The sequence below is a fragment of the Cellulosimicrobium sp. TH-20 genome, assembly GCF_002105775.1.
GTDB lineage: Bacteria > Actinomycetota > Actinomycetes > Actinomycetales > Cellulomonadaceae > Cellulosimicrobium > Cellulosimicrobium funkei.
In genome coordinates, this window is sequence record NZ_CP020857.1 from 106,068 (window position 1) to 131,085 (window position 25,018).

Sequence of the window (25,018 nt, forward strand, 5' to 3'; positions counted from 1 at the left end):
CGCTCGTCCCCCGGCCCGCACGCCGGTGCCCGACGACGTCCCGGGAGCGGGCGTCGTCGGGCACCGGGGCGCGGGGCCGCTCGGGCGACGGGCGCGGTCAGAGCGTCCAGCGCTGGGCGTCGGTCTGGTTGCAGGTCCAGAGCTGGACCTTCTGGCCGTCACGCAGCGGTGCGCCGCCCTGGGCGTCGAGGCACTTGCCGGACTGCGGGTTGCGCAGGGCCTTGGTCGCGGAGTCGTACGTCCACTTCTGCGCGCCGGTGCCGTTGCACGTGTAGATCCACACGGCGGTGCCGTCGGCCGTCCCGCTGCGCGCGACGTCGAGGCACTTGCCGAGGGCTCTCACGGTCCCGTCGGTGCCGCGCGTCCACTGCTGCGCCGCGTTGCCGCTGCAGGTCGCGAGCTGGACCTGGTTGGTGTCGGTCGGGTCGGCCCACGGGACGTCGAGGCACAGCGTGCTCCCGATGCGGAGCGCGCCCGTCCCGGTGGGCAGACCGCCGGGGGTGCCCGGCTCCTCGGTGCTGCCGCCGTTCCCGATGGGTGTCGCCGTGCCGGTGAACGGGTCGAGCTTGATGTACGCGGCCTGGGGGTTGCCGTCGTGGACGAGCGACTCGTGCGCGCCGACGTCGTCGAACGCGAACGCGTACGCCTTGCCGTTCGCCATCTGCTGGTGCGCGAGCTTCGCGTAGACGTTGGTGCGGGCGTCCTGGTAGAAGCCGGCGCTGCTCGCGTCCGGCTGGTTCGGGTTCGTCAGTGCCGTGGTGCGGACGAGCGCGGCGCACAGGGTGCGGGCGATCGGCCCGACGACGTGGTCGTTGGGCGCCTGGAGGTCCTTGTGGCACCCGTACACGCTCGACGCGTCGGGCTTCTTGAACGCGGCGACCTCTTGCCCGGACCCGTTCCTGAAGCGGAACCAGTCGCCGTCGACCCGGCCGCGGAACTGCGTGCCGGGTTCGTGGGAGAACGGGGTGACGACCATGTCGCGCGTGCGGTACGAGTTCCACACCTCGGTGACGTAGGAGTCGATCGAGGCCGACGAGATCTTCCCGACGTCGATCCCGTGCGACGGGTTGAGCGCGCGCAGACGGCTCCCGTCGGGCGCGCGCTGCACGAGCCCGCCCCACCCCGCGCTCTCGAGGGCCGTGTAGAACGCCTCGTAGCCGTTCGGCTTGAGCATGCCCGTGCTGAGGACCTGCCCGTCGGCGCGCTGGACGCCCACCTGGTACGGCGCGGACCAGTGGTCCACCTGCGTGCTGTTGATCCACAGGCCGCCGTCGTTGAGCGTGTACTCGGTCCAGTTGAAGAGGATGTTCCGGTTGGGGTCGGAGTCGTTCTGGACGGCGGGCTGGACGAGACGCCCGTCGAGCACGATCTGGAACGTCATCTTCTGGCCGTACGAGTAGTAGACGCGCCCGGACAGCTTCGGGAGCCTGATCGTCACGGACTGGCCGGGGCCGGGTCCGGCGATCGACGCGTCGGGCGCCGGGACGGGCACGGGCCCGACCCCGCCGGGCCACGGGTGGAACGTGCCGCCCGCGTCCGCCCAGCCGGCGACGCCGTCGCGCTCGCCGAGGACGTACAGGTAGATCGGCCCCCTGCCCGAGTCGTTGGTGATCGTCAGCGGGATGGTCGCGGGGACTGCGCTCGCGGGCGCCGCCACGCCGACCAGCGCCCCGCTCACCGCGAGGACCGCGGCGCACAGCGCGGCCCACGCTCGTCTGCTGCTGTTCTTCCTGTCGTGAGGCATACGGGATCTGCTCCTGTTCGGTTGCTCCGTCGAAACCGGTCGCCGGACCGTTCCGGCGACAGCGTTGCCACAGGAGGTGTGGAAGCGCTGCCACGACCGTAACGGACAGCGGCCCGCGACGCCAGGGAGCGCTCCCCCGAGTCCGGTGCGGCGTGCTGGGGGCCATGGATCGACGCCGCGGCGCTCTCTCCGTGCGCGGCCCCGGGAGGGAGCCGGTCGCCCGTAGACTCGAACGAGTGCAGTGCCACCACTACGACGCCGGCCGGTGCCGGTCGTGCACCCTCCTCGACCTCGCGTACCCCGCGCAGGTCACCGGCAAGCAGGAGCACTGCGCCGAGCTCCTCACCCCGCTCGCGCCGGACCTCACCTGGCTGCCCACTGTCGAGTCCGCCGACTCCGGCTTCCGCAACAAGGCGAAGATGGTCGTCACCGGCACCACCGACGCCCCGGTGCTCGGGATCCTCGCGGAGGGCGGCGGCGTCGACCTCACCGACTGCCCGCTCTACCCGCCCGCGCTCCAGGCGTCGTTCCCCGCGTTCGCGGCGTTCGTCACGCGCGCGCGGCTCGTCCCCTACGACGTCCGCACGCGGCGCGGCGAGCTCAAGTACGTCCTCGTCACCCTCTCCCCCGACGGCGACCTCATGGCGCGGTTCGTCCTGCGGTCCACCGAGTCCGTGCCGCGGGTCCGCAAGCACCTGCCTGCCCTGCTCGACGCTCTCCCGTCGCTGCGCGTCGTGTCCGTGAACCTGCACCCCGAGCACAAGGCCGTCGTCGAGGGCGAGACCGAGATCGTGCTCACCGAGGCCGAGACGCTGCGCATGCACGTCAACGGGATCGACCTCCACCTGCGCCCGCAGAGCTTCTTCCAGACCAACACCGACGTCGCCGCGGCCCTCTACCGCCAGGGCCGGGCCTGGGTGGACGACGCCGCACCCGCCACGGTCTGGGACCTCTACTGCGGCGTGGGCGGGTTCGCGCTGCACGTCGCGGGGCCCGCGCGCGACGTCGTCGGCGTCGAGACGAGCGCCGAGGCCGTCGCGAGCGCACGGCTCACCGCACGCGACGCCGGGCTCGACCGCACGACCTTCCTCGCCGAGGACGCGACCGCGTTCGCCCTCTCACGGCAGGACGTGCCGGACCTCGTCGTCGTGAACCCCCCGCGGCGCGGCATCGGGGAGACGCTCAGCACCTGGCTGGAGCGGTCCGGCGTCGGGCACGTCGTCTACTCGAGCTGCAACGCGACGACGCTCGCGCGCGACCTGGCCCTCATGCCGTCGCTCCGACCGCGCGAGGCGCGCGTGCTCGACATGTTCCCGCAGACGTCGCACTACGAGGTCGCGGTCCTGCTCGAGCGCGCCTGACCTCGCCCGGCGTCCGCGAGCGCCGCGCGGCTCAGGGGCGCTCCCCCGCGCGTCGGGACGCCTCGACGGCCGCAGACTCGACGCGCGCCCGGTAGGCGACCCACTCGTCGTCGTCCAGCGCGGGCAGGTTGCCCCGCCCGTCGCCCGCCGCGCCGTCGACGAGCTCGCGCACGATGTCGGCGTGCCCGGCGTGGTGCGCCACCTCCGCGAGCACGTGCACGAGCACCTGGTGGAGCGTGACGTCCCGGTTCTCCGGGCGCCACCACGGCACGTGCCCGGGTGCGTCGAGGTCGAGCGACGCCACGGTCGCGTCGCACAGCTCCGTCGACCGCCGGAACAGCTCCAGGATCTCCTCCCGGCTCTCGTCCGCCGTGGCCCACATGTCGGCGTTCACCTCCGCGCCGTCGGCGAACCAGGGCAGGTCGAGGTCGTGCGTGCCGCCGAACGCCTCGTGCAGGTAGCCGAGCTGCACGCTGCCCACGTGCTTCACCAGCCCCAGGACGTTCGTGCCGGTGCGCGTGAGCGGACGGCGGACGTCGTACTCGCTCAGCCCCTCCGCCTTGGCGAGCAGCGCGTCGCGCTCCCGGCTCAGGTACCGCAGCAGCGTCGCCTTGGGGTCGTGGTCCGGTGCCGTCCTCGTGCTCATCCACCGGACGCTACCGACGCCCGCCCACACCGGTGCCAGACTCCCCTCATGGCCACCGTGCACGCAGAGATCACCGACCGGCTGGCGGCGTTCGTCCTCGCGCAGCCGGTGTTCTTCGTCGGCACCGCGCCGCTCGCGGCGGACGGTCACGTCAACGTCTCGCCCAAGGGCATGGCGGGGACGTTCGTCGTCCTCGACGCCCACCGGGTGGCCTACCTCGACTACACGGGCTCGGGCGCGGAGACGGCCGCGCACCTGCGCGAGAACGGGCGGATCGTCGTGATGTTCTGCGCGTTCGAGGGGCCGCCCAACATCGTCCGCTTCCACGGGAGCGGGCGGTACGTCGAGGCCGGCACCCCGGAGTTCGAGGCGCTGCGCCCCGCGTTCGCGAAGGAGCGCGAGCTCGGCCAGCGCGGGATCGTCGTCGTCGACGTCGAGCGCGTCTCCGACTCGTGCGGATTCTCCGTGCCGCACATGGACTTCGTCGCGGACCGGGACGTCCTGGACCGGTCGCACGAGCGCCGCTCGCCGGAGTACTTCGAGACGTACTGGCGCGAGCGCAACGCCGCGAGCCTCGACGGCCTCCCGGCGATCGGCGACGGCCCCCGCACCGTGGAGGCCACGACGCCACCGGAATCCCTCGGGCGCTGACGCCTCACGGCCGGCTCCTGGGTGCGTGCGTTTCCGAGAGCCCGAGAGCCCGCTGCGCGAGCATGGGCGCATCCCCCAGTCAGGCCCTACCGGGCCTCTACCTCGCCGAGGCAGGGCCCCGGTTCGTGAGAGAGCCCTGGCCCCGCGAGGCAGAGGCGGGTTCTCGCGAGGTAGAGCCCGGGTCCGCGAGGTAGAGGCCTGGTCCCGCGGAGTAGAGGCCCGGTCCCGCGAGGTAGAGGCCTGGTCCCGCGGAGTAGAAGCCCGGTCCCGCGAGGTAGAGGCCTGGTCCCGCGAGGGAGGACGCTCGATCTCACGAGGAGGGCCGCTCGTCCGCCGTCGCGGCGAGGTAGGCCCTCCCGCGCGGCGAGAGGCGGTACCCGACGTCGAGGCTCTCGGTGAGGCCGAGCTCCTTGAGCCGACGCACGCGCACCTTGAAGTCGTCGCGGGCCATGCCGAGCCCGGCCGCGAGCTCGCGCGCGACGACGCCCTCGTGCGTGCCGATCAGCTCGAGGTACCGGCGCGTCCACGGCTCCGCGGCGGCCCGGTCCTTCCGCGCGAGCGCGGTGCGGAGCTGCTCGACGGCGTCCGCGTCGAGGTCCGCGTCCTCGCGCAGCGCGACGCGCGGGTCCGGGCCGGCGAGCCGCAGGCCCACGCGGTAGAGGTCGCCCTCGCGCCCGGCGCCCCGAGCGAGCACACGCTCGGGCGAGGTCATCCCGGCAAGGCGGGCCTCGTCGTCGGACACGACGGGCGCGCCGTCCGGACCGGCGGGCACGCGCTCGACCGACGTCACCTCGACGACGCCCACCCGGGTGCGCTGGAGCGTCCCGACGCGCACGCGCGGCGTCGTCCAGCGGCGGAACGCCAGCGTCACCGTCCCGTCCTGGAGGCCGCGCAGCGTGCGGGCGTCGAGGAGCACGCTCCGAGCCTACGACCACGCCGCCACGCCCTCCCGAGGGAGAGCCCGTCCGGTGAGGTAGAGCCGAGGTCACGACCAGGGCTCTACCTCGGCCCACCAGGGCTCTACCTCGCGCGACCAGGGCTCTACCTCGCGCGACCAGGGCTCTACCTCGGCCCACCGGGGCTCTACCTCGCGCGACCAGGGCTCTACCTCGCGAGCCCGCGCGACCGCGGCTCTACCTCGGCAGGGCAGGCAGGTCAGGCGAGCTCGGGGCGGCGGGCGACGGTGAGGACGTGGGTGTCGGGCCAGTCGACGGGCTCGCCGGTCGTGGCGTCGTGCAGGGCGGCGACGGGCGCGAACGCGTGCTCGACGACCCACTCGTTGCGCCACGCCCCGCTCCCCGGCTCGAGCTCGAACCCGGCGGCGGTGAGGAGGTCGGCCCACCGGGGGCCGGTGAGGTCGCAGAAGCGCTCGTGGCTCTCGGACAGCCAGTTGTCGACGTAGTCCTTGCGCGTGAGGAACTCCATCGCCTCGCGCAGCGTGAGCCGCCACGACCCGGGGCGCACGCGCTCGGGCCGGAAGTCGGCCCCGGAGAGGCGCGGGAAGTCGTACGCGAACTGGACGAGCCGCGCGTCGGTCGAGAGTGCCCCGACCCACGCCGCGACGTCCTCGCGCGCGAGGTCGTCGAGGTCGGTGCGGGCGCCGCCGGGCCCGTCGCCGGTCGCGGGGGCGCCGTCGTCGGTCCGCAGCGTGAGCACGACGACCCGGTCCGGCTCCGCGGGGCCGCACACGTCCGAGTTGATCCACACGCCGCCGGGCCGCGTGTGCGCGTGGACGCGGCGCGCGAACGTCTCGACGTCGCGCACGCCGTCCCCGTACGACGACACCTCGTGCGTGAGCGCGACGGTGAGGGTCGTGTCGACGGAGGCGTCGGGCATCACGGACCGGTCGAGGATGTTGGCCTGCACGAACCACACGTGCGGGTTCGCGAACACGCCCTGCGCCTTCTTGTGCTCGGCCTCCGCGACGAGGTGCCGCGCGACGTCGACGCCGAACAGGTCCGACTCGTGCAGGCGCGGCTCGCGCGCCACGTGCTCCAGGAGGCCGCCCGTCGCGCACCCGATGTCGACGATCCGGCCGGGCCGCACGTGCGGGGCGACCTGGGCCCACTTGCGCGCCGACGCGTCCTCGAACGCGGCGGCGTACGTGCGGTAGTCGCGCGTCGAGGTGAGGTCGCCGTCGCCGGACACGACCGGGTCGGCGAAGATACGCCGGACGTCCTCGACGAACCGGTAGCGCGCGAAGAACTCCGGCACGGCGGGGTGCGCGACGTCGCGCCAGCGCTCGTCCCCCGCGGCGATCTGCTCGACGACGTCCCACGGCCGCGCGGGGAGGTCGCCGCCCCGCTCGGCGGCGTCGAGCTCGACCCCCGCGACCCGGTAGCCGAGCGCGCGGTAGGCGTCGACGAGCGCGGGTGTCGAGCACGCGACGACGGTGTCCGCGGGGTCCGGCGCGACGCCGGTCGCGGTCGCGACGCTCGTCACGACGAGCTGGGCGAAGCGGTCGTCGGGCGCGACGTCGGGCACGGGCACGACGACGGACGCGAGGCCCTCCCGGGTCGTGACGTTCTCGACGAGCGCCTCGCGCCGGTGCCCGGGCAGCGGGTTGCGGCGGGTGCCCGCGTGGTTGGCGGACGTCACGACCCAGACGACCTCGACGTCGGGGGTGCAGCGCACGCGCCGACCGTCGAGGTCGTGCACGAGACCGGCGCGCAGCGCCCGGAGGTAGTCGACCTGGTAGCGCGTGACGACGTGGTGGCGGCCGGGGAAGAGGATGCGGCGCACGGGCGGGCCGTCGGTGGGGAGGGGCACCCGCACACGGTGCGGCCAGCCGGCACCCGGGCGCAACCCGTCTCACCTCTCGGGCCGACAGCCGCAGCCCTGGGCGCCACCCGTCTCACGTCTCGGGCGGCCGGACGCAGCACCCGCAGGGCCCGCGTCCGGGGCACGGACGCTCACGAGGCGCGGAACGGTGCGGTTGCGCGGGTCCGGGCACGCGTCCGCGCCGCGCGACACGCCCGGACTGGACGGCCGTCCACGATGCAGCGGGGGGCGCCGTATGCGACGGTATGGGCGATGTTCTGGATCGTGGCAGGGGCTGTGCTCGTCGTGTCCGGCCTCGCGATCGCCGCGACGGCCGCCCGCGGCGCGCGCCGCGCCGGGTCGACCGGTGCGAGCGGCATCGCGATCGCGGTCGGCGGCGGCCTCCTCGTGTGGGGCGCCGTGGCCCTGCTCGTCGGCCTGCTCACCGAGGGCTGACCGGCACCTCCCGCGCGTCCACGAGCTCCGCCCCGCTCACCGCGCCCGAGAGCCCGCGGCGCGAGCGGGTGAACGGGACCGCGACCACCGACACCACCGCGAACAGGGCCGCGAGCGGTGCCGCGACCGAGGCGGCCACCCCCACCGCCGCAGGGATCCCGGCCGGCAGGTCGCTCAGCAGGCCGAACGCTCCCCACAGGGCGCCGCCCGCCGACGCGCGGGCGACGCGCTGCCCCGTCGTGCCGCGCCGCCCGGCCCAGCGCGGGGCGAGCCATACCGTCCGCTGGCCCCACGAGGCGCCGCTGCCGAGGAACGTCGGCACCACGAAGACGACCACGAACGGCACGAGCGTGCCGAGCAGCCACTGGGCCCAGTCCGCGCCGTCGGGCAGCGGGCGCCCGAGCGCGTAGAGCACCGTGCGGTAGGCGACCTGCAGCACGACGCCCAGCGCCGTGACGAGCAGCGCGTCGAGCAGCATCCCGAGCCACCGCCGCCAGACGGTCACCGGCCGGGCCTCCTCGCGGCGCGCCTCGAGCTCTCCCGCACGCGGCATCCAGCGCAGCAGGAGGGGCGCCGCGAGCGCCCCGAGGAGCGCGCCGAGCGTGTTGGTCAGCACGTCGTCGACGTCGGCGACCCGGTACGAGCACGGGATGATCCCGAAGATCCCGGTGTACTGCGTGGTCTCGACGAGGAGCGACACGAGCAGGCCGGACAGCGTCGTGACGAGCACCCCGCGGCCGAGGTAGCGCCGCACGAGCACGCCCCAGGGGACGAACAGGACGACGTTGAAGACCACCTGGAGCACGGCCGTGCTGCGCAGGGTCGCGCCGAGCCCGAGCCCGGCCGTGTCCCGTCGGACGTCCGCGAGCGAGTGGAACGGCACGAGCTCGGCGCCCGCGACGCCGTACTGCGCGCACCACCGCGCGAGGTCGCCGCTCGGGAGCGGCAGGAGCGTGTAGGCGACGAGCGCGACCCCGTAGACCGCGACGGCGGCCGCCCCGAGCAGACGTCGGCCGCTCAGGCGGCCGTACCGCCGGTACTGCCACGCGAGCGCGGGCACGAGGAAGGCGGCGAAGAGCAGGGCGCCCCCGAGCAGGCCGACGTACGCGGGCCACGTCCACCGGTCGGTCACGCGCAGGCTCCGCCCTGCGCGGGACGGCGCGCGGCGCGCGTCACGGTCGGGACCGGGGTCGGGTTCGGCGTCACGGGCCCCAGTATCGCGGCCGACGACGACCGGCCCGGCCCCGCGGGACCTTCGGCGCGGCCCGGGGCGGGGACGCCCGCCTACCGTGGAGGTGCGGTCGGTCGTCACGGGTCGCCGAGGGTGCACCGAGGACCGGTCCGGCACCGCCCGCCGCGCACCGACCGGTGCGCGCGGCACGACGGACGAGGTGAGCACGATGAAGGCGGCGCGGTACCACGGCAAGGAAGACCTCCGGATCGAGGACGTCCCGGAGCCCGAGACCCGGCCGGGGACCGTGAAGATCCGGCCCGCGTGGACGGGGATCTGCGGCTCGGACCTGCACCTCTACCTCGAGGGCCCGTTCCCGCCGGCGCCGTCGGAGACGCAGCCGCACCCCCTGTCGGGCGAGACGCTGCCCGTCGTGTTCGGGCACGAGTTCTCCGGCGTGGTCGAGGAGCTCGGCGAGGGCGTCGAGGGCCTCGCGGTCGGGGACGCGGTCGTCGTCGAGCCGTTCATGGTGTGCGGCGAGTGCCCGCCGTGCCGCGACGGCCTCTACAACGCGTGCGTGAAGATGGGCTTCATCGGCATCTCCGGCCGGGGCGGCGGGCTGGCGGAGCACGTCGTGGTCGAGCGGCGGTGGGTGCACCCGGTGGGCGACGTCCCGCTGGACCAGGTGGCGCTCATCGAGCCGCTGGCCGTCGCGTACCACGGCGCCCGCCTGTCGGGCGCGCAGGCGGGCGACACGGTCCTCGTCGGCGGCGCGGGCCCGATCGGCCTGCTCACGTGCGCCGTGCTGCACGCGATCGGGGCGCGCGCGATCGTCACGGAGGTGAGCGGGGCGCGCAAGGCCAAGGCGCTGGAGACCGGGGTGGCCGACGACGTCCTCGACCCGCGCGAGGTCGACGTCGCCGCGCGCGTCCTCGAGCTCACGGACGGCCGCGGCGCGGACGTCGCGATCGAGTGCTCGGGCGCGCAACCTGTGCTCGACACGCTGACCCGCGCGCTCAAGGCGGGCGGCACGCTCCAGATCGTGGCGCTGTTCTCCGAGCCGCCGACGCTCGACGTCATGACGGTCCTGCTCCGCGAGCTGACCATCAAGGGCGCGATCGGGTACGCGGACGACCACCCGGCCGTGATCCGGCTCGTGCAGGAGGGCAAGGTCGACCTCGCCCCGTTCGTGACGAGCCGCATCGCCGTCGAGGACGTCGTGGAGAAGGGGTACCGAGAGCTCATCGACCACAAGGACGATCACGTGAAGATCGTCGTGTCGGTGTGAGACGGCGGCCTGCGGCCCCCACCGTCCCCGGGGGCCGCGGGCCGCGCTGCTCGACCTGCGGTGCACGGCGGGGCGTGCCACGGTGGAGGAGCACCGCAGCACCCGGCCCCGGGAGGCCCGCATGGACGTCCTCGCCGCCCACGGCGACGCGATCGGCGCGTTCGACGCGCTCGTGCGCCCGCTGCGCGACGACCGCTGGCCGCTCCCCACGCCCGACGCGGACTGGACCGTCCGCGACCTCGTCAACCACGTCACGGCCGAGCAGCTCTGGGCCCCGGAGCTCCTCGCGGGCCGCTGGATCGAGGACGTCGGCGGCGTCTTCGACGGCGACGTGCTGGGCGACGACCCCGTCGACCGCTGGGTCGACGCGTCCGTCCAGGCGCGCGAGGCGTTCCTCGCGCCGGACGCCCTCGACCGTCGCGTGCACCTCTCGTACGGCGACGAGTCGGGCGCGGAGTACTGCGCGCAGATGACGTTCGACCTCGTGGTGCACGCGTGGGACCTGGCCCGGGCGACGGGCGGTGACGAGGAGGTCGACCCGGCGCTCGTCGCGTGGGCGCTGCGCTACGCCGAGGCGCGCTCGACGTTCCTCGAGCCCGGCCCGCTCTTCCGCGGTCCCCTCGACGTCGACGACGGCGCCGACGACCTCACGCGCCTCCTCGCGCTCACCGGCCGCGCGCGCTGACCGCCGCCGCACGACGACGGGGTGAACGTCGGCGGGACGTCCGGCGTGCGGCGTCCTGCGCAGGACGGCCGGGCGCGCCGCGCGCGAGACTGGCCCCATGCCGCTCGACCGCACCGCACCCCGGACGCCGGCGGAGCCGCCCGGCGCACCGGGTCGCGCCCGCCTCCTCGAACCGGCCGCCGACCGCGCGGGCCGGCCGCTCGTCGTCGGGCACCGGGGCAACTCGTCCGTCGCGCCGCAGAACACGCTCGCGGCGTTCGAGGCGGCGTGGCGCGCGGGCGCGGACGCGATCGAGCTCGACGTGCACCTCACGGCCGACCGGCACGTCGTGGTGCTGCACGACGACGTCGTGGACGAGACGACGGACGGCACCGGCCGCGTGGACGGACTGACGCTGGCGCAGGTCCGCGCGCTGGACGCCGGGTCGTCGTTCGCGCGGGCGTTCGCGGGCCAGCGCGTCCCCACGTTCGAGGAGGCGGCGCGGTTCGTCGCGGAGCGGCCGGGCCTGGAGCTGCTCGTCGAGCTCAAGGGCGTGTGGTCGACGGACGACGCGGCGCTCGTGACGGGGGTCGTGGACGCCGCCGGGATCGGGGAGCGGGTGGTCGTCCAGTCGTTCTGGCCGCCCACGGTCGCCGCGCTGCGCGACGCCGCGCCGCACCTCGACCGGGCGCTGCTGCTCGCGCTGCACCCGGACAGCCTGGGCGAGCTGGTCGCGGTGTGCGCGGACCTCGGGGTCGTGGGGTGCCACCCGGAGGTCGCGCTCCTCGCGCACGAGCCGGGCATCGTGGAGACTCTGCGCGACGCGGGCCTGCGCGTGCACGTCTGGACCGCGGACACGCCGGACGAGTGGGACGACCTCCTGGTCCAGGGCGTCGACGGCATCATGACCGACCGACCCGACCGTCTCGTCGGCTGGCTCGACGCGCGGCTCGGCCCCGCCGCGCACGCGGGCGCCCGAGAGGTGGACCTCGCCGCGTCGCCCTAGCCTCGACGGATGAGCGCGACGACCCCGCCGACGCCCCCGGGCGCGCACCCGCCCGGCACCGCGACGAGCCCTGCCGCGCCCGGCGGCGCGCCCCGGTCTCCTGCGGTGTGCGTGCTCGCCCTGACGCCGCTTCTCGCGATCGAGATCGAGCCCGCCGGGCCGACCGAGACGTCGCCCGAGGTGCACGTCCACCCGGGCGGGCAGGGCCTGTGGCTCGCGCGCATGGCCTACTCGCTCGGGGCGCACGTCGTGGTCTGCGGGCCGTTCGGCGGCGAGACGGGCAGCGTCGCGGCGCACCTCGCCCGCACCGAGAACCTCGAGCTGCGCACGGTCGGCACCGGCGGCAACGGGGCGTTCGTCCACGACCGGCGCAGCGGCCAGCGCACCGAGCTCGTGACGATGGACCCCTACCCCCTGAACCGGCACGAGGTCGACGACCTCTACAGCACCGTCCTGGTCAGCGCGCTCGACGCGGCCGTCACGATCCTCACGGGCTCGGAGACGGCCGTCGGGGTCCCCGCGTCGTTCTTCCGGCGCCTCGCCCACGACCTGCACGCCTCGGACCGCCAGGTCGTCGCGGACCTCTCCGCCGACCAGGCGCAGGCCGTCGCCGACGCGCCGGGGGTCGTGCTCAAGATGAGCCACGAGGAGCTCGTCGAGGGCGGCTTCAGCGACGACGAGTCCGAGGAGTCGCTCCTGCGGTCCGCGCGCGCCATGGTCGACGCCGGCCCGCGCGCGCTCGTCGTGTCCCGCGCGCACGACCCCTCGCTGCTCGTCACGCGCGAGCACACGTACCGGGTCACGACGCCCCGCGTCACGACCGTCGACCACCGCGGCGCGGGCGACTCGATGACGGCGGGGATCGCCGTCGGGCTGGGGCGCGGGCTCGAGCTGCCCGACGCCGTCCGGCTCGGCGCCGCGGCCGGGGCGCTCAACGTCACGCGGCGGGGCCTCGGGACGGGCCGCCGCGACCAGATCGAGCGCTTCGCGCGCAGCGTCACGGTCGAGGACGTGACCTGACGCCCGCCCGCGGAGCGTGACCGAACACCGAGACCCGGACCCGAACCCTCAGGAGGACCGCGTGCGCGCACTCGTGACCAACGACGACGGGATCGACTCCCCCGGCCTGGCGGTGCTCGCCGGGGCGGCGCTCGACGCCGGGTACGAGGTCGTCGTCGCGGCGCCCGCCCGGGAGTCGTCCGGGGCGAGCGCCGCGCTGCTGGGCGCCGAGCGCGACGGCCGGCTGGCCGTCGAGCCGCGTAGCGCGCCCGGCCTGCCCGACGGCGTCACCTCCTACGCCGTGCGCGCCGCCCCCGCGCTCATCGCGTTCGTCGCCGCCTACGGCGGGTTCGGCCCGCGGCCCGACCTCGTGCTCTCGGGCGCCAACAAGGGCGCGAACACGGGCAACGCGATCCTGCACTCGGGCACCGTCGGCGCGGCGCTGTCCGCGATGACGCACGGCATCCGGTCGCTCGCCGTCTCGGTCGACGCCGCCGAGCCGCGGCACTGGGACACCGCGCGGCTCGTCACCGACCACGTGCTCGCCTGGATGGACAGGAGCGCCGCCGACGTCCCGCTCGACCGGCGCACGCTCAACGTCAACGTGCCCGACGTCGCCCCCGACCGCCTGCGCGGGCTGCGGCAGGCGCCGCTCGCGTCGTTCGGCCTCGTCCAGGCGAACATCCACGAGGACGGCGACCGGCACCTCGTGCTCCAGTACTCGGGCACCGAGCGGCACTCCGAGCCCGACTCCGACACCGGCCTGCTCACGCGCGGCTGGGCCACCGCGACGCTCCTCGTCGCCCCCTACGCGGACGCGAGCGTCGACATCCCGACCCTCCCGCCCCTGGCTTGACGACCCCCGCCGTCGAGCACGGGGTCCGCGACCGCGTCGCGGCCGATCCGGTCGTCAACCCCGTGCTCGACCGTCGCCGGTGTCGTGATCGGGGGTCTCGTCGTCCGGCACCGTCTCGTGCTCGGCGGTGCGCTCGCGCTCCTCGATGACGTCCTGGCCGGGCCCGGCGAACGCCCGCGAGCGCTCCTCGCCCTCGGGCGTCCCGCTGAAGAAGGCGGACTCCGCGGCCTCGGGCAGGTCGTCGTCGTGCCCGACGGCGGGCAGCGGCCGGGTGCTGCCCGGCGCCTCGGCGTCGTCGACGCCCCCGTCCGCCGCGGTCGGCCCGGTGCGGCCCGGACGACCCGCGCCGTCGTCGGGGCCCGGCACCACCCCGACGAGCCGCGTCGGGTCCTCGCTCGGCGCGGCGCCCGCGCCCCGGCCCGCGCGCCGGATCGTGCCGAGGACGACGGGCGCGTCGGCACGACGCGCACCTCGCTCCGCGGGGAGCCGCGGCGGCCGCGCCGGGGCGACGGGACCGCCGTCGTCCGTGGCGTCGCGGCCGGGGCCACCGGACGCGTCGGACCTGTCCGGCGCGCCGAGCCCGTCGCGCTCGTCCGGTCCGTCGAGGTCCAGCGCGTCCACCGCGCGCTCGAGCCGCGTGCGCGGCAGGCCCTGGGGCGCGGCGCGCTGCAACCAGTCGACGAGTCCCTCGCGCACGAAGCACCGCAGGTCGAACAGCGTCGGGGCGTCGTGCGCGCTGACGAGCGCGCGCACGCGGACGAGGCCCCCGACGGCGTCGGTCACCTGGAGGATGCCGACGCGCTCGTCCCACAGGTCCGTGAGCCCGAGCAGCCGCCGCAGCTCGGCGCGCATGGGGCCGACCGGCACCTCGAAGTCGAGGTCGAGCTCGACCGTGCCCAGCAGGTCGGCCGCGCGCCGCGTCCAGTTCTGGAACGGCGTCGTCGTGAAGTAGGTCGACGGCATGATGAGCCGACGGTCGTCCCACAGGTGCACGACGACGTACGTCATCGTGATCTCCTCGATGCGCCCCCACTCGCCCTCGAGCACCACGACGTCGTCGACGCGAATCGCGTCGGTGAACGCGATCTGCATGCCCGCGAAGACGTTGGCGAGCGACGTCTGCGCCGCGAGCCCCGCGACGATCGAGATGAGCCCGGCCGACGCGAGCAGGCTCGCCCCCGCCGCGCGCGCGGCGGGGAACGTCAGCAGGATGCCCGCGACCGCGCACACGACGATCACCGCGACGGTGAGCCGCCGCAGCACCGTGATCTGCGTCCGGACGCGGCGCGCGTGCCGGTTGTCCGCGGTGTCCATGCGGTACCGCTGGAGCGCGGAGTCCTCGAGCACGAACGCGATCGCGCCCACCCACCACGCCCCGACCACGATGAGCGCGATGAGCAGCAGGTGCTCGACGGCGGGCCGCCACGGCGTCCCGGCGTCGGTGGTGACGCGCACGGCGATCCAGACGGCGACGACGGTGAGGACCGCGCGGTCCGGCCGCCGGAGCCGTCGCGACAGGTCCCGGGCCAGCTCGCTGCGCCGCCCGGCCCGCCGCACGACGGCGGAGATCACCGTCCCCAGCACGAACGCCAGGACCACGCCCGCCGCGACCGCACCGAGGGTGAGCAGGACGTCGGTCGTGTTCTCGAGCTCGGTGTCCATCCCCCCAGGCTAGGCAGGGTGCGAGACCGTCACCTCCGGGCCGCGCGACGGACGCGGGGCGCCCGGGACCGCGGGGGGCGGGCCAGCCACGGGGCGAGCACCTGCGTCACGCGCGGCAGCACGAGGTAGGTCATCACGGGCGTGAGGACGAGCGTCGTGGCGAGCACGCGCGGGACGACCGGCACCGCGTCCCACGCGGGGACCAGGCTCCCGACGAGCAGGGTGAACGCGAGGTTCACGGGGAAGAACCCGAGCCAGATGCTCACGGACTGCTTCCAGCGGGGCGGCGCCGCGGCGACCGCCGCGCCCGACGATGCGCCCGACGACGCGCCCGGCGTCGGGTCGTCGAACCAGCCCTCGATGCCCGTGCGGCGCTCGACCCGCGTCTCCTCGACGAGGTCCCGGCCTCGCGCGAGCCAGCCCACCCGGTCGGGCGAGGTCTCCCAGGCGTCGAGCGTCGCAGCGTCCGCGAACCGGTAGAGCATGTGCCAGTCGTGCGACCCGGCCGAGGCGCGCACCCAGCCGGAGCCGAGGAAGCCCGGGTAGCGGTTGGCGAGGTTGACCCCGTCCTGCACCCAGCGCGTGACGGCTGGGACGTTCTCGGGCCGGACGCGGCGCTCGATCGCGACGGTCACGGGACCGGCGCCGGTGCGGGCCGGGCCGGAGCGGGGTCGGGCGGGCGGGCTCGGGGGCAGGGCGCGGGCGGGGTCGCCGCCGGTCCGCCGCGCGTCCCCGGGGACGTCGTGGGTCATGGGACGAGTGAACGCGGCGGGTGTTTCCGGGTCGTGAACGCGCGCGGGCGCGGGACGGATCGTCCCGCGGGTCGGGACGCGAGCCGACGCGCGCGGCGGCCGGGCCGGGCCTACCGTGGCAGGCATGATCTCGTGGGAGCTCGCGCTCGCCCTGCGCGACGCGGGCGTGCGGTGGTCCCCCGCCTCGGGCGACCGCTTCCGCCTCCTCACCACCGGCGCCGACGGCGACGTCTTCACCGTGAGCGACATGACCATCGAGCCGCACGAGTTCGACACCGGCGTCGTGCTCGGCTTCAACGGCACGACGGAGTGGGCGCTCGACTCCGTCGCGCTCGAGGACGCGCTGTGGCACCCGCTGGAGGGCCAGCTCCGCGAGCTGCTCGGCGGCACGTTCCGCACGCTCGAACGGACCCCCGACGGGTACGTCGTGCGCACCGAGGTCCTCGGCGAGGCGGCCGAGCACCGCGCCGCCGACGCGGCCGACGCCTACGCGGACGCCCTGCTCGCGCTCGTCGCTGTGAGCACGGAGGGCCCGCCCTGACGCGCCGCCGGCACGCGACCTGGCTCGACGACGTCCGGCGCGCCCCGGGCGTCGTGCGCCGGGTGCTGCGCGCGCTGGGCGACGAGCCGCCCCTCGCCGTCGAGCCCGAACCGCCCGAGGTCTCGCCCGACCTCGTGCCCCTCCTGCGCGAGCTCGGGACGGCGCTCCTCGACTCCGGCCGCTCGGTCACCGACGTCGAGGACGACCTCGAGGCGGTCGCCCGGCGGTCGGGCGCCTCGACCGTCGGCACCCTCGTCCTGCCGACGGGCGTGTTCGTCCGGGTGAGCACCGAGAGCGGCGCGGTCGCGGACTTCTCGGCCGCGGAGGCGAGCGGTCTCAACCTCGACCAGATCGGGGCGCTCATGACGCTCGTGCGCCGCCTGCGCACGTCGGACGTCCCGCTCGCCGACGCGCGGGCGCAGCTGCGCGCGATCGTCGCCCGCCCGCCCCGGTTCGGGGCCGCGCTCACCGTCGTCGGGCACGGGCTGCTCACCGTCGGTTTCGGGCTCGTGCTCAACCCGACGGGCCCGCTCCTGCCCGTCTACCTCGCCCTCGGGCTGCTCGTCGGAGCGCTGCGCTGGCTCGGCACGCGGTGGCCCACGCTCGCGACCGCCCTGCCTGTCGTCGCGGCGTTCGTCGTCACGCTCCTCGCCGTGGAGGTGGTGCACCCGTGGCTGGGCGACGACCCGCTGAGCGTGCTCGTCCCGCCGCTCGTGTCGTTCCTGCCCGGGTCGGTGCTCACCGTCGCGGCGATCGAGCTGACGAGCAACCAGATCGTCGCGGGGGCGAGCCGGCTCGTCTACGGCGTCGCGCAGCTCCTGCTCCTCGTGTTCGGCGTCGTCGCCGGCGCCGCCGTCGGGGGCCCGCTCGTCGCGGCGCCGCAGGGCGACCACCTCGGGTGGTGGGCGCCGTGGGTGGGGATCCTCGCCGTCGGGCTGGGGCAGATGCTCTTCGCGTCGTCGCCGCGCGGTTCGCTCCCCTGGGTCCTGCTCGTGCTGCTGGGCGCCTACGCGGCCCAGCTCCTGGGGTCGCTCGCCGCGGCGCCCCTCGCCGGGTTCTTCGGGGCGCTCGTCATCGCCCCGCTCGCCGCGCTCGTCGAGCGCTCGCGGCACGGGCCGCCGGCGGCCGTCACGACGCTGCCCGCGTTCTGGCTCCTCGTGCCCGGCGCCCTGAGCCTCCTGGGTCTCTCCGACCTCGTGAACGGGGGCCCGGAGGCCGCGCAGGAGATCGCGAACGCGGTCGTCGCCGTGTTCGGGATCGCGCTCGGGACGCTCGTCGGCTCGGCGGTCACGCGCGACGCAGGACGCGTGACACGTACCCTCTTCACGTCCTGAGCACACGGTCCCCACGCCATTCCCGGGGGTTCCCCTCGTGAGCCCACCCCTCTGGACGTCCGTCTAGTTGAAGATGGAACAGCCGACAGGCCTCCGCGGTCCACCCCGAGACCGTGCCTGTCGGCGTCGTGGTGAGAGGGCGCGCTCGCGTCCCGCCCGACCGCACGCCGTCGTGGTCACCCCGCGCTCCCCTGCGCAGGTGCCCAGGGACCGGAGCGCGCCGCGCTCGACCGCCCGCGACCACGACCCGATGATCGGATCGTCCGCTTGACCACTGCACAGCACCTCACGTCCACCCCGACCGGCACCACCGGCGCGTACCCCGCCGTCCGCGGCGAGGCGCGCTAGATGGGCCGCCACACCGCGCGCCGGGCCTCGTTCCCCGCCGCCCTCGTCTCCGCCGCCCGCCGTGGCACGCACGGGACCGGCTCTGCCGCGCCCCGGCGCCGCCGCACGCTCGGGACCGGCGCCGCCGTCGCGGCCGTCGCGCTCACCGCGAGCACCGCCGCGGCGGCCTTCGCCGACGGCGCGGCGCCGTCCGCCACGACCGACGCGACCGAGGCGGCGCCCGCCGGCACGCCGACGTCGGGCGCCGCGGTCGCCCCCGTGTCCCTCGGGACGGTCGCCGCCCCGGCGACCGCCGACCCGGCGACCGTCGACGCCGCGGGCGACGTGCTCGTCCGGGCCCAGTTCCTCACCGGGGAGGGCGCCGCGGCGCTCACGCCCGAGCAGGTCGCCCAGATCGAGGACGCGCGCACGCGGCTCAGCGAGGCCGTGTCCGAGGCGTCCCCGTCCGAGGATGCCACCACGCTCCTCGGCTCCCCCGCGGGGTCCGGGCTCGCTAGCCCGGACGACGGCGCCACGGCGACCGCCGAGGCCACCGAGGAGCCCGCGACCGACGACACGCTCACCGCCGCCGAGACGCTCGGCGCGAGCGTGCCCGCGCTCGACGGCCGCGCCGACGACCGTGCGAGCCGGTCCTCGGCCCGCACGCCGCTCGACGAGCTCGAGGCCGCGGTCCCGACGCTCGGCACCGCGACGCCGGGCCTGGCCACGGCGCCCGACGACGCCCCGCCCGGGACGGACGCCGCCGCGCCGTCGGCCGGCGCTGACGCGGCGACCGAGTCGCCCGAGGAGGACGCGGCGGCCGCGGACACCGCGACCGACGCGCCCGACCTCACCACCGGTACGGGGAACGCGAACGCCGGTGCCCCGGCCGCAGACGCCGAGGCACCGGCGGACCCGGCGGCTCCCGCCGGCACGGAGGAGATCGCCGCGCTGACGGCGGAGCTCACGACCCTGCTCGACGCCGCCGGCTCGGGCGTGACCGTCCAGGTCGTGCCCGGACCGCCGTCGGCCGAGGAGGTCGCCGCCCAGCTCGACCAGTGGGCCACGTCCACCGCGGGCTACGGCAACGGCCAGATCCCGGCGAGCGCGCTGTGCGAGCTGTCGTTCGCGCCCGGCGAGCAGCTCCGCTGCGACGCCGCCCACCAGATCGAGGCCCTCAACGAGAAGTACCGCGAGGCGTTCGGCGCGAACCTGTCCGTCACGGACTCGTACCGCTCGTACGCGTCCCAGGTCGCCGTGAAGGCGTCCCGCGGCTACTTCGCGGCGCCGCCCGGCATGTCGAACCATGGCTGGGCGCTCGCGCTCGACCTCGGCGGCGGCATCCAGAGCTACGGCACCGCGCAGTACGAGTGGATGCGCGCCAACGCGCCGGCCTACGGGTGGGAGAACCCCGAGTGGGCCCGCGCCGGCGGCTCGAAGAACGAGCCCTGGCACTGGGAGTACGGCGACATCTCCTGACGGGCCGCTCCCCCACGACGACGGCCCCGGCACCGCGACGACCTCGCGGGACCGGGGCCGTCGTCGTCCGTGCCCGGCGACGCGGGGCGCGTCAGGTGAGGGCGTCCGCGAGGAGCAGCATCGTCACGAGGAACCCGGTGACGAGGTTGAGCCACAGGAACGCCCGCCACCCGGCGTTGGCGCGCTCGCAGTCGTCGTCGCGCACGTCGCGGAACCGCAGCACGTTGACGGCGTACGGCAGCGGGAGCAGAGCGGCGAGGACGCCGGGCCACGGGAGCACCGCGAGCACGACGGCCGCCCCGACGTACGCCGCCGCCGCGGCGAGCACGGTCGCGTGCGCGCCGATCGCCGTCGCGACGGACGCGATGCCGCCCTCGCGGTCCGCGCGCACGTCCTGCACGGCGCCGAACGCGTGCGACGCCATGCCCCAGAGCACGAAGCCGACGAGCACGGGCCAGACGGCGCGCGCGGACAGGTCCGCGTCGACGAGCACGAGCGCGTACAGCAGCGGCCCGGCGAAGTGCATCGCGGAGGTGAACGAGTCGAGGAACGGACGCTCCTTGAACCGCAGCCGGGGCGCCGAGTAGGCGACGACGCCGAACACCACGAGCGCGAGGACCGCGCCCGCGAGCGGGTCGCCGAGGAGCAGGAGCGCGACGAGGAACGGCACGTTGGTCGCGACGCACGCGCGCAGGATGCGCCGGTGCGTGACGCGCGCGGTCGCCGGGTCCGCCAGCGCACCCTCGATGCCGCCCTTGCGCGGGTTCCGCAGGTCGCTCGCGTAGTCGAAGACGTCGTTCACGCCGTACATGAGCAGGTTGTACGGCACGAGGAAGTACAGCGTCCCGACGACGAGCGCGAGGTCGACGCGGCCACCGGTCGCCACGAGGTACCCCGCGGCGAAGGGGTACGCGGTGTTGATCCAGGAGAAGGGCCGCGACGCGGCGAGGACGTCCTTCACCGCTCGTCCTCCGTGGCACGCCCGCGCCCGGACCCGCGCTCGGCGGTGCGGTCGCGACCGCGGGCGCCGAGCACCGTCCACAGCACCGGCATCCCGAGCGCGGCGGCGAGCGCGTACGCGAAGTCCTCGAGCGGCGCCCCCCACAGGTAGACGCCGAGGATCTTGTCCGGGTGGTAGACGTACAGGTCGGCGGCGATCATCAGCGTGTCGAACACGAGCGTGAGCACGCACATCACGACGGCCGTCCACACGAGCGGCCCGGGTCGCAGCCGGCGCAGCACGCGCCACGACACCGCGACGAGCACCGCGAGGACGATGACGTTGAGCACGATGTTCGTCACGCGTCGTCCTCCCCGGCGCGGCGGGCCGCGAGCACGCGCTCGGCGCCCCGCCAGACGAGCAGCGCGTTGTAGCACAGGAGCGTCAGGAACACCGCCTCCTCGACGGGGAGGTCGGGCGCGAGCAGCAGCCCGGTCATCCAGGGGCTCTCCCCGCGCGCGAAGATCCCGAGCGCGAGACCCGCGACGTCCCACGCGAGGAACCCGACGACGCCGAGCCCGACCGTGAGCGCGGCCCGCCGCGGGTCGGACCAGAACGCGAGCCGGAACCGGCGGTCGAGCACGGCGAGGCCGCCGAGCGAGACCGCGAGCGCACCGAGGTAGGCGAGGCCCGTCACCGGCGGACCGCCACCGGCCGGTCCGCCGGCCGGAGCCGTTCGGGCCGGCGGCTCGCGGCGAGGAAGCCCTCGCGCAGCGGCTCGGGCAGCGGGCGCGCGGACGTCTCGCCGAGCAGCCGCTTGGCGACGAGCTCGGCGCTGATCAGGCACATCGGCAGTCCCACGCCCGGGATCGTGCCACCTCCGGCGTGGTAGAGCCCGTCGACACGGCGGGACGCGTTCCCCGGGCGCCACAGCGCGGACTGCCGCAGGGTGTGCTCCATGCCGAGCGCGCCGCCGCGCCACGCCGAGAGCTCGGTCGCGAAGTGCGCCGGGCCGAGCACGCGTCGCGTGACGACGCGCCCCGGGAGATCCTCGACCCCAGCCCAGCGCCCCACCTGGGCGAGGTAGCGGTCGGCCAGCCCTTCGAGCGTGCGCTGCGACGGCTCGTCGCCGCCGAGCGTCGGGTCGGCGGGGAACGGCACGAGGAGGAACAGGTTCTCGTGGCCGGGCGGCGCCGCGGGGGCGGCCGACGTCGGCCCGTCCGTCGCGCTCGTGCGCGACACGTAGAGCGAGGCGGGCTCGGGCACGCGCAGGCCGCGAGGGTCGCTGCGACGGTCCGGGCCGAGCACCGCGTCGAAGTTGGCGGGCCAGTCCTTCGTGAAGAACAGCGAGTGGTGCGCGAGCTCGGGCAGCTCGCCGCGGACGCCCGCGAGGACGAGCAGCGCGGAGATGCCGGGGCCCTTGTCCTCCCACGCCGCGGCGGGGAGGTCGGCCCAGCGCGGCTCGAGGAGCGCCGTCTCCGTGTGGTGCCGGTCGGCGGCCGAGACGACGACGTCCGCCTCGACGAGCTCGCCCGACGCGAGGCGCACGCCGGCGACCCGCCCGCGGCGACCGGCGCCGGGCACGACCTCGATCCCGGCGACGTCCGCGCCGGTGCGCACCTCGGCGCCCGCGTCGCGCGCGAGCCGCTCGACGGCCTCGATGAGCGTGTACATGCCCCCGCGGGGGTACTGGACGCCGTCGACGAGGTCGAGGTGGCTCATGAGCGAGTAGAGCGCGGGCGCGCGGTAGGGCGACGACCCGAGGAACACGGCGTGGTACCCGAGGAGCTGCTGGAGCCGCGGGTCGTCCACGGCGCGCGCGGCGCGGTCGGCGAGCGACTCGCGCAGGAGACCGGCCAGGCGCGGCAGCCGACGCAGCACCGCGGGCGAGAGCGCCCGGTCGGGGCGCTCGAACGTCGTGTAGAGGAAGTGGTCGAGCGCCAGCCCGTACGCCTCGCTCGCGTCCTCGGCGTACGCGGCGATCCGGCCCCCGGCTCCCGGCTCGATCGCGTCGAGCCGCGACCGGTTGACCCCGGCGTTGCCGGACAGCTCGAACGTCGACGCCGCGCCGTCCGCGCCCGGCTCGAAGAACACCCGGTACGCCGGGTCGAGCGGGACGAGGTCGAGGTGGTCCTCGACGCGCGCGCCGAGCAGCCCGAAGAAGTGCTCGAACACCTCGGGCATGAAGTACCAGGACGGGCCGGTGTCGAAGCGGAAGCCGTCCACCTCGAGCGTGCCCGCGCGACCGCCCACCTCGTCGTGCCGCTCGAGCAGGGTGACGCGGGCGCCGCCGCGCGCGAGCAGGGCGGCGGTGGCGAGCCCGGCGATCCCCCCTCCGACGACGACGACGCGCGGAGCCCTCACGCGAGCACCTTCCGCGGGCGCGGGGACCGGGCGGACGCCACCTGGCCGAGGAGCTGGCCGCCGGCGGCGCGCGCCGCGAGCGCGACCTTCATCGTGTCCGGGATGCGCACGCGCGCACGCAGGATGTCCTCCGGCGGCGTCGCGGCGAGCCGCGCCAGGAGCCGCTCGTAGACGGCGACGGTCGCGGCCACGGCGATGCGCGGGCGCACCGGGAGCCCGGGGAGCGCGGCGCGGGCGGCGGCGAGGTCGCCCTCCACCTCGCGGCAGAACGCCTCGACGTCCCGGCGGCGCAGTCGGCCGGGGACGACGCCGGGCAGGTAGGCGCGCCCGAGCTCGTCGTGGTCGGTGCGCAGGTCGCGCAGGAAGTTGATCTTCTGGAACGCCGCGCCGAGCGCGCGGGCGCCGCGGACCAGCACCGGGTCCGGGACGCGCAGCGGCTCTCCCGGGCGGCGCCGCGCGTTGAGGAACACCGCGAGGCACATGAGGCCGACGACCTCCGCCGAGCCGTACACGTACCGCTCGTAGCTCTCGCGGTCGTGCACGCGCACCGTGAGGTCGGTGCGCATCGAGGCGAAGAACGGGTCGACCTCGTCGTGCCCGAAGCCGCAGCGGCGCGCGGCACGGGCGAACGAGTGGACGACGAGGTTCGTCGACCAGCCCCGGTCGAGCGCCCGCGCCGTCTCCGCCTCGAGCTCGTCGAGGAGGTCTGCCGCGCCGTCGCCGCGGCGCGTGTCCACGACCTCGTCGGCGATCCGCACGAGCCCGTACACCGCGTCGATCCCGTCGCGGGTCGGCGTGTCGAGCAGGCGTGCGCCCAGCCCGAACGAGGTCGAGTACGCCGCCAGCACGACCCGGCTCGTGCGTGCGGCGGTCAGGTCGTACAGCCGTGCCGGGTCGCTCTCGTCGCCCACGTCGTCGTCCCGCCTTCCGTCGCCGGGGCACCTCCCCGGTCAATCCTCAGCATGCTGAGGGATGTAGGATCGCACGGGACGCCGGATTTCACACCTCGGAGGCGGCCTCGCGCGTCGTGTCGATGCGGCGGGGCCCGGACTGCCAGGCCTCCCACGCCGACGCGATGATCTCCGGCAGGCCGTTCGTGGCGCGCCAGCCGAAGAGCTCGTTGATGCGGCGGGGGTTCCCGACGAGCTGCGGCGGGTCGCCCGCGCGGCGCGGCAGGACCTCCGGCGTGACGTCGAGCCCGCTGACGCGCCCGATCTCGTCGATCACCTCGCGCACCGAGGAGCCCTCGCCCGTGCCGACGTTGAAGACGTCGAACGGACGCTCGTCCACGTCGAGGTACTCGAGCGCGGCGAGGTGGGCCTGCGCGAGGTCGAGGACGTGGATGTAGTCCCGGATGCACGTGCCGTCCGGCGTCGGGTAGTCGTCCCCGAAGATCTTGGGCCGCTCGCCGCGCTCGAGGCGGTCGAGGACCATGGGCACGAGGTTGAGCACCGCGGGGTCGCCCAGGTCCGGCCAGCCCGCACCGGCGACGTTGAAGTAGCGCAGGGCGACGAACCGCAGCCCCCACGCGCGGCTCGCGGCCCGACCGAGCCACTCCCCGACCAGCTTCGTCTCGCCGTAGGGGTTGATCGGCTCGGCGTGCAGCTTCTCCTCGACCAGGGACACCGACGGCATGCCGTACGTCGCCGCCGACGACGAGAAGACGAGGCGGTCGACGCCGGCCGCCTGCATCGCGGTGACGAGGTTCGTGAAGCCCCCGACGTTCTGCTGGTAGTACCAGGCCGGCTTCTCGACCGACTCCCCCACCTGCTTGCGCGCCGCGAAGTGGACGACCGCGCGCACGTCGTGCTCGGTCATGGCGCGCGTGAGCACGTCCACGGCCTCGGGCGACGCGACGTCGACCTCGACGAGCACCGCGTCACCCACCCGGTCCGCGCGGCCCGTGCTCAGGTCGTCGACCACGACCACCTTCTCGCCGCGCTCCTGCAGGAGGCGCACCACGTGCGCGCCGATGTACCCGGCTCCGCCGGTCACGAGGATCGTCATGGCACCACCC

24 protein-coding genes are annotated in these 25,018 nt (G+C 75.5%); 11 read left to right on the forward strand and 13 right to left on the reverse strand.

Going from position 1 to position 25,018, the window contains the following annotated elements:
- Positions 1 to 97: 97 nt before the first annotated feature.
- Positions 98 to 1,744: a glucan endo-1,3-beta-glucosidase gene (locus B8281_RS00475; RefSeq protein ID WP_085386560.1), complete on the reverse strand. Its 1,647-nt coding sequence runs from the start codon at positions 1,742 to 1,744 to the stop codon at positions 98 to 100.
- 236 nt (positions 1,745 to 1,980) lie between these two features.
- On the opposite strand from B8281_RS00475, the gene rlmC reads away from it, so the two are divergent.
- On the forward strand, positions 1,981 to 3,105 hold the full coding sequence (rlmC, locus tag B8281_RS00480; protein WP_085386561.1) for a 23S rRNA (uracil(747)-C(5))-methyltransferase RlmC: 1,125 nt from the start codon (positions 1,981 to 1,983) through the stop codon (positions 3,103 to 3,105).
- 31 nt (positions 3,106 to 3,136) lie between these two features.
- Here rlmC and B8281_RS00485 read toward each other — a convergent pair whose 3' ends face one another.
- Entirely contained in the window at positions 3,137 to 3,751 is a 615-nt protein-coding gene (locus B8281_RS00485; RefSeq protein ID WP_085386562.1) for a DinB family protein, read from the reverse strand.
- Positions 3,752 to 3,799: 48 nt separating this feature from the next.
- Between B8281_RS00485 and B8281_RS00490 the strand changes: the two genes are divergently transcribed.
- The gene (locus B8281_RS00490; RefSeq protein ID WP_085386563.1) at positions 3,800 to 4,402 is read left to right on the forward strand and encodes a pyridoxamine 5'-phosphate oxidase family protein; all 603 of its coding nucleotides are present in this window, start codon (positions 3,800 to 3,802) and stop codon (positions 4,400 to 4,402) included.
- 310 nt (positions 4,403 to 4,712) lie between these two features.
- Here the strand turns inward: B8281_RS00490 and B8281_RS00495 are convergent, their stop codons facing one another.
- Positions 4,713 to 5,318: a hypothetical protein gene (locus tag B8281_RS00495; protein ID WP_085386564.1), complete on the reverse strand. Its 606-nt coding sequence runs from the start codon at positions 5,316 to 5,318 to the stop codon at positions 4,713 to 4,715.
- A 239-nt stretch (positions 5,319 to 5,557) separates the two neighbouring features.
- A complete protein-coding gene (locus tag B8281_RS00500) occupies positions 5,558 to 7,171 on the reverse strand; it encodes a class I SAM-dependent methyltransferase (RefSeq protein WP_085388532.1) in 1,614 nt (537 codons plus the stop codon).
- Positions 7,172 to 7,435: 264 nt separating this feature from the next.
- Between B8281_RS00500 and B8281_RS00505 the strand changes: the two genes are divergently transcribed.
- Positions 7,436 to 7,618 (forward strand): hypothetical protein, encoded by a 183-nt coding sequence (locus B8281_RS00505; protein WP_085386565.1) that lies wholly within the window; start codon positions 7,436 to 7,438, stop codon positions 7,616 to 7,618.
- On the opposite strand, the gene B8281_RS00510 is transcribed toward B8281_RS00505, so the two are convergent.
- Entirely contained in the window at positions 7,605 to 8,750 is a 1,146-nt protein-coding gene (locus B8281_RS00510; RefSeq protein ID WP_198163101.1) for a VanZ family protein, read from the reverse strand. The genes B8281_RS00505 and B8281_RS00510 overlap by 14 nt on opposite strands.
- 268 nt (positions 8,751 to 9,018) lie before the next feature.
- Here B8281_RS00510 and B8281_RS00515 point away from each other — a divergent pair, with 268 nt between their 5' ends.
- The 5 genes from B8281_RS00515 (at position 9,019) to surE (ending at position 13,602) form a co-directional block, all read left to right on the forward strand.
- Positions 9,019 to 10,077 (forward strand): 2,3-butanediol dehydrogenase, encoded by a 1,059-nt coding sequence (locus B8281_RS00515; protein ID WP_085388533.1) that lies wholly within the window; start codon positions 9,019 to 9,021, stop codon positions 10,075 to 10,077.
- A gap of 121 nt (positions 10,078 to 10,198) precedes the next feature.
- Positions 10,199 to 10,762: a TIGR03086 family metal-binding protein gene (locus tag B8281_RS00520; protein ID WP_061269353.1), complete on the forward strand. Its 564-nt coding sequence runs from the start codon at positions 10,199 to 10,201 to the stop codon at positions 10,760 to 10,762.
- Between the two features lie 97 nt (positions 10,763 to 10,859).
- Complete coding sequence (locus B8281_RS00525) at positions 10,860 to 11,747, forward strand: glycerophosphodiester phosphodiesterase family protein (protein WP_081895755.1); 888 nt, start codon at positions 10,860 to 10,862, stop codon at positions 11,745 to 11,747.
- A gap of 9 nt (positions 11,748 to 11,756) precedes the next feature.
- Positions 11,757 to 12,767, forward strand: a complete 1,011-nt coding sequence (locus B8281_RS00530; RefSeq protein ID WP_085386567.1) for a 1-phosphofructokinase family hexose kinase — start codon at positions 11,757 to 11,759, stop codon at positions 12,765 to 12,767.
- Positions 12,768 to 12,828: 61 nt separating this feature from the next.
- On the forward strand, positions 12,829 to 13,602 hold the full coding sequence (surE, locus tag B8281_RS00535) for a 5'/3'-nucleotidase SurE (protein WP_085386568.1): 774 nt from the start codon (positions 12,829 to 12,831) through the stop codon (positions 13,600 to 13,602).
- A gap of 54 nt (positions 13,603 to 13,656) precedes the next feature.
- Here the strand turns inward: surE and B8281_RS00540 are convergent, their stop codons facing one another.
- Together B8281_RS00540 and B8281_RS00545 are read right to left on the reverse strand one after the other, a co-directional pair.
- Positions 13,657 to 15,264: a mechanosensitive ion channel domain-containing protein gene (locus B8281_RS00540; protein ID WP_085386569.1), complete on the reverse strand. Its 1,608-nt coding sequence runs from the start codon at positions 15,262 to 15,264 to the stop codon at positions 13,657 to 13,659.
- 29 nt (positions 15,265 to 15,293) lie between these two features.
- Positions 15,294 to 16,016, reverse strand: coding sequence for an antibiotic biosynthesis monooxygenase (locus B8281_RS00545; RefSeq protein ID WP_085386570.1), 723 nt, complete (start codon positions 16,014 to 16,016; stop codon positions 15,294 to 15,296).
- A 124-nt stretch (positions 16,017 to 16,140) separates the two neighbouring features.
- Between B8281_RS00545 and B8281_RS00550 the strand changes: the two genes are divergently transcribed.
- From B8281_RS00550 to B8281_RS00560, 3 genes are all read left to right on the forward strand, one after another.
- A complete protein-coding gene (locus tag B8281_RS00550; protein WP_085386571.1) occupies positions 16,141 to 16,557 on the forward strand; it encodes a hypothetical protein in 417 nt (138 codons plus the stop codon).
- A gap of 62 nt (positions 16,558 to 16,619) precedes the next feature.
- A complete protein-coding gene (locus B8281_RS00555; RefSeq protein WP_198163102.1) occupies positions 16,620 to 17,891 on the forward strand; it encodes a threonine/serine exporter ThrE family protein in 1,272 nt (423 codons plus the stop codon).
- A 348-nt stretch (positions 17,892 to 18,239) separates the two neighbouring features.
- Positions 18,240 to 19,697, forward strand: coding sequence for a D-alanyl-D-alanine carboxypeptidase family protein (locus B8281_RS00560; RefSeq protein WP_085386573.1), 1,458 nt, complete (start codon positions 18,240 to 18,242; stop codon positions 19,695 to 19,697).
- 91 nt (positions 19,698 to 19,788) lie between these two features.
- Here B8281_RS00560 and B8281_RS00565 read toward each other — a convergent pair whose 3' ends face one another.
- The 6 genes from B8281_RS00565 to galE all read right to left on the reverse strand — a co-directional run bounded on the left by B8281_RS00565 (position 19,789) and on the right by galE (position 25,008).
- Positions 19,789 to 20,658: a prenyltransferase gene (locus tag B8281_RS00565; RefSeq protein WP_043655443.1), complete on the reverse strand. Its 870-nt coding sequence runs from the start codon at positions 20,656 to 20,658 to the stop codon at positions 19,789 to 19,791.
- Positions 20,655 to 20,999 (reverse strand): lycopene cyclase domain-containing protein, encoded by a 345-nt coding sequence (locus B8281_RS00570; RefSeq protein ID WP_085386574.1) that lies wholly within the window; start codon positions 20,997 to 20,999, stop codon positions 20,655 to 20,657. Before B8281_RS00570 ends, B8281_RS00565 begins: the two co-directional genes overlap by 4 nt.
- Entirely contained in the window at positions 20,996 to 21,334 is a 339-nt protein-coding gene (locus tag B8281_RS00575; protein WP_031317163.1) for a lycopene cyclase domain-containing protein, read from the reverse strand. The genes B8281_RS00570 and B8281_RS00575 overlap by 4 nt, the downstream gene beginning before the upstream one ends.
- Positions 21,331 to 23,001, reverse strand: a complete 1,671-nt coding sequence (gene crtI / locus B8281_RS00580; protein WP_085386575.1) for a phytoene desaturase family protein — start codon at positions 22,999 to 23,001, stop codon at positions 21,331 to 21,333. Before crtI ends, B8281_RS00575 begins: the two co-directional genes overlap by 4 nt.
- Positions 22,998 to 23,912 (reverse strand): squalene/phytoene synthase family protein, encoded by a 915-nt coding sequence (locus B8281_RS00585; protein WP_085386576.1) that lies wholly within the window; start codon positions 23,910 to 23,912, stop codon positions 22,998 to 23,000. Before B8281_RS00585 ends, crtI begins: the two co-directional genes overlap by 4 nt.
- An 88-nt stretch (positions 23,913 to 24,000) precedes the next feature.
- The gene (gene galE / locus B8281_RS00590) at positions 24,001 to 25,008 is read right to left on the reverse strand and encodes a UDP-glucose 4-epimerase GalE (protein WP_085386577.1); all 1,008 of its coding nucleotides are present in this window, start codon (positions 25,006 to 25,008) and stop codon (positions 24,001 to 24,003) included.
- Positions 25,009 to 25,018 lie beyond the last annotated feature (10 nt).

Bases quoted from the DNA above. Each gene is read 5' to 3' on its own strand.
- B8281_RS00475 (WP_085386560.1), bottom strand. From the start codon at position 1,744: ATGCCTCACGACAGGAAGAACAGCAGCAGACGAGCGTGGGCCGCGCTG.
- B8281_RS00485 (WP_085386562.1), bottom strand. From the start codon at position 3,751: ATGAGCACGAGGACGGCACCGGACCACGACCCCAAGGCGACGCTGCTG.
- B8281_RS00490 (WP_085386563.1), top strand. From the start codon at position 3,800: ATGGCCACCGTGCACGCAGAGATCACCGACCGGCTGGCGGCGTTCGTC.
- B8281_RS00505 (WP_085386565.1), top strand. From the start codon at position 7,436: ATGTTCTGGATCGTGGCAGGGGCTGTGCTCGTCGTGTCCGGCCTCGCG.
- B8281_RS00515 (WP_085388533.1), top strand. From the start codon at position 9,019: ATGAAGGCGGCGCGGTACCACGGCAAGGAAGACCTCCGGATCGAGGAC.
- B8281_RS00520 (WP_061269353.1), top strand. From the start codon at position 10,199: ATGGACGTCCTCGCCGCCCACGGCGACGCGATCGGCGCGTTCGACGCG.
- B8281_RS00525 (WP_081895755.1), top strand. From the start codon at position 10,860: ATGCCGCTCGACCGCACCGCACCCCGGACGCCGGCGGAGCCGCCCGGC.
- B8281_RS00530 (WP_085386567.1), top strand. From the start codon at position 11,757: ATGAGCGCGACGACCCCGCCGACGCCCCCGGGCGCGCACCCGCCCGGC.
- B8281_RS00540 (WP_085386569.1), bottom strand. From the start codon at position 15,264: ATGGACACCGAGCTCGAGAACACGACCGACGTCCTGCTCACCCTCGGT.
- B8281_RS00545 (WP_085386570.1), bottom strand. From the start codon at position 16,016: ATGACCCACGACGTCCCCGGGGACGCGCGGCGGACCGGCGGCGACCCC.
- B8281_RS00550 (WP_085386571.1), top strand. From the start codon at position 16,141: ATGATCTCGTGGGAGCTCGCGCTCGCCCTGCGCGACGCGGGCGTGCGG.
- B8281_RS00560 (WP_085386573.1), top strand. From the start codon at position 18,240: ATGGGCCGCCACACCGCGCGCCGGGCCTCGTTCCCCGCCGCCCTCGTC.
- galE (WP_085386577.1), bottom strand. From the start codon at position 25,008: ATGACGATCCTCGTGACCGGCGGAGCCGGGTACATCGGCGCGCACGTG.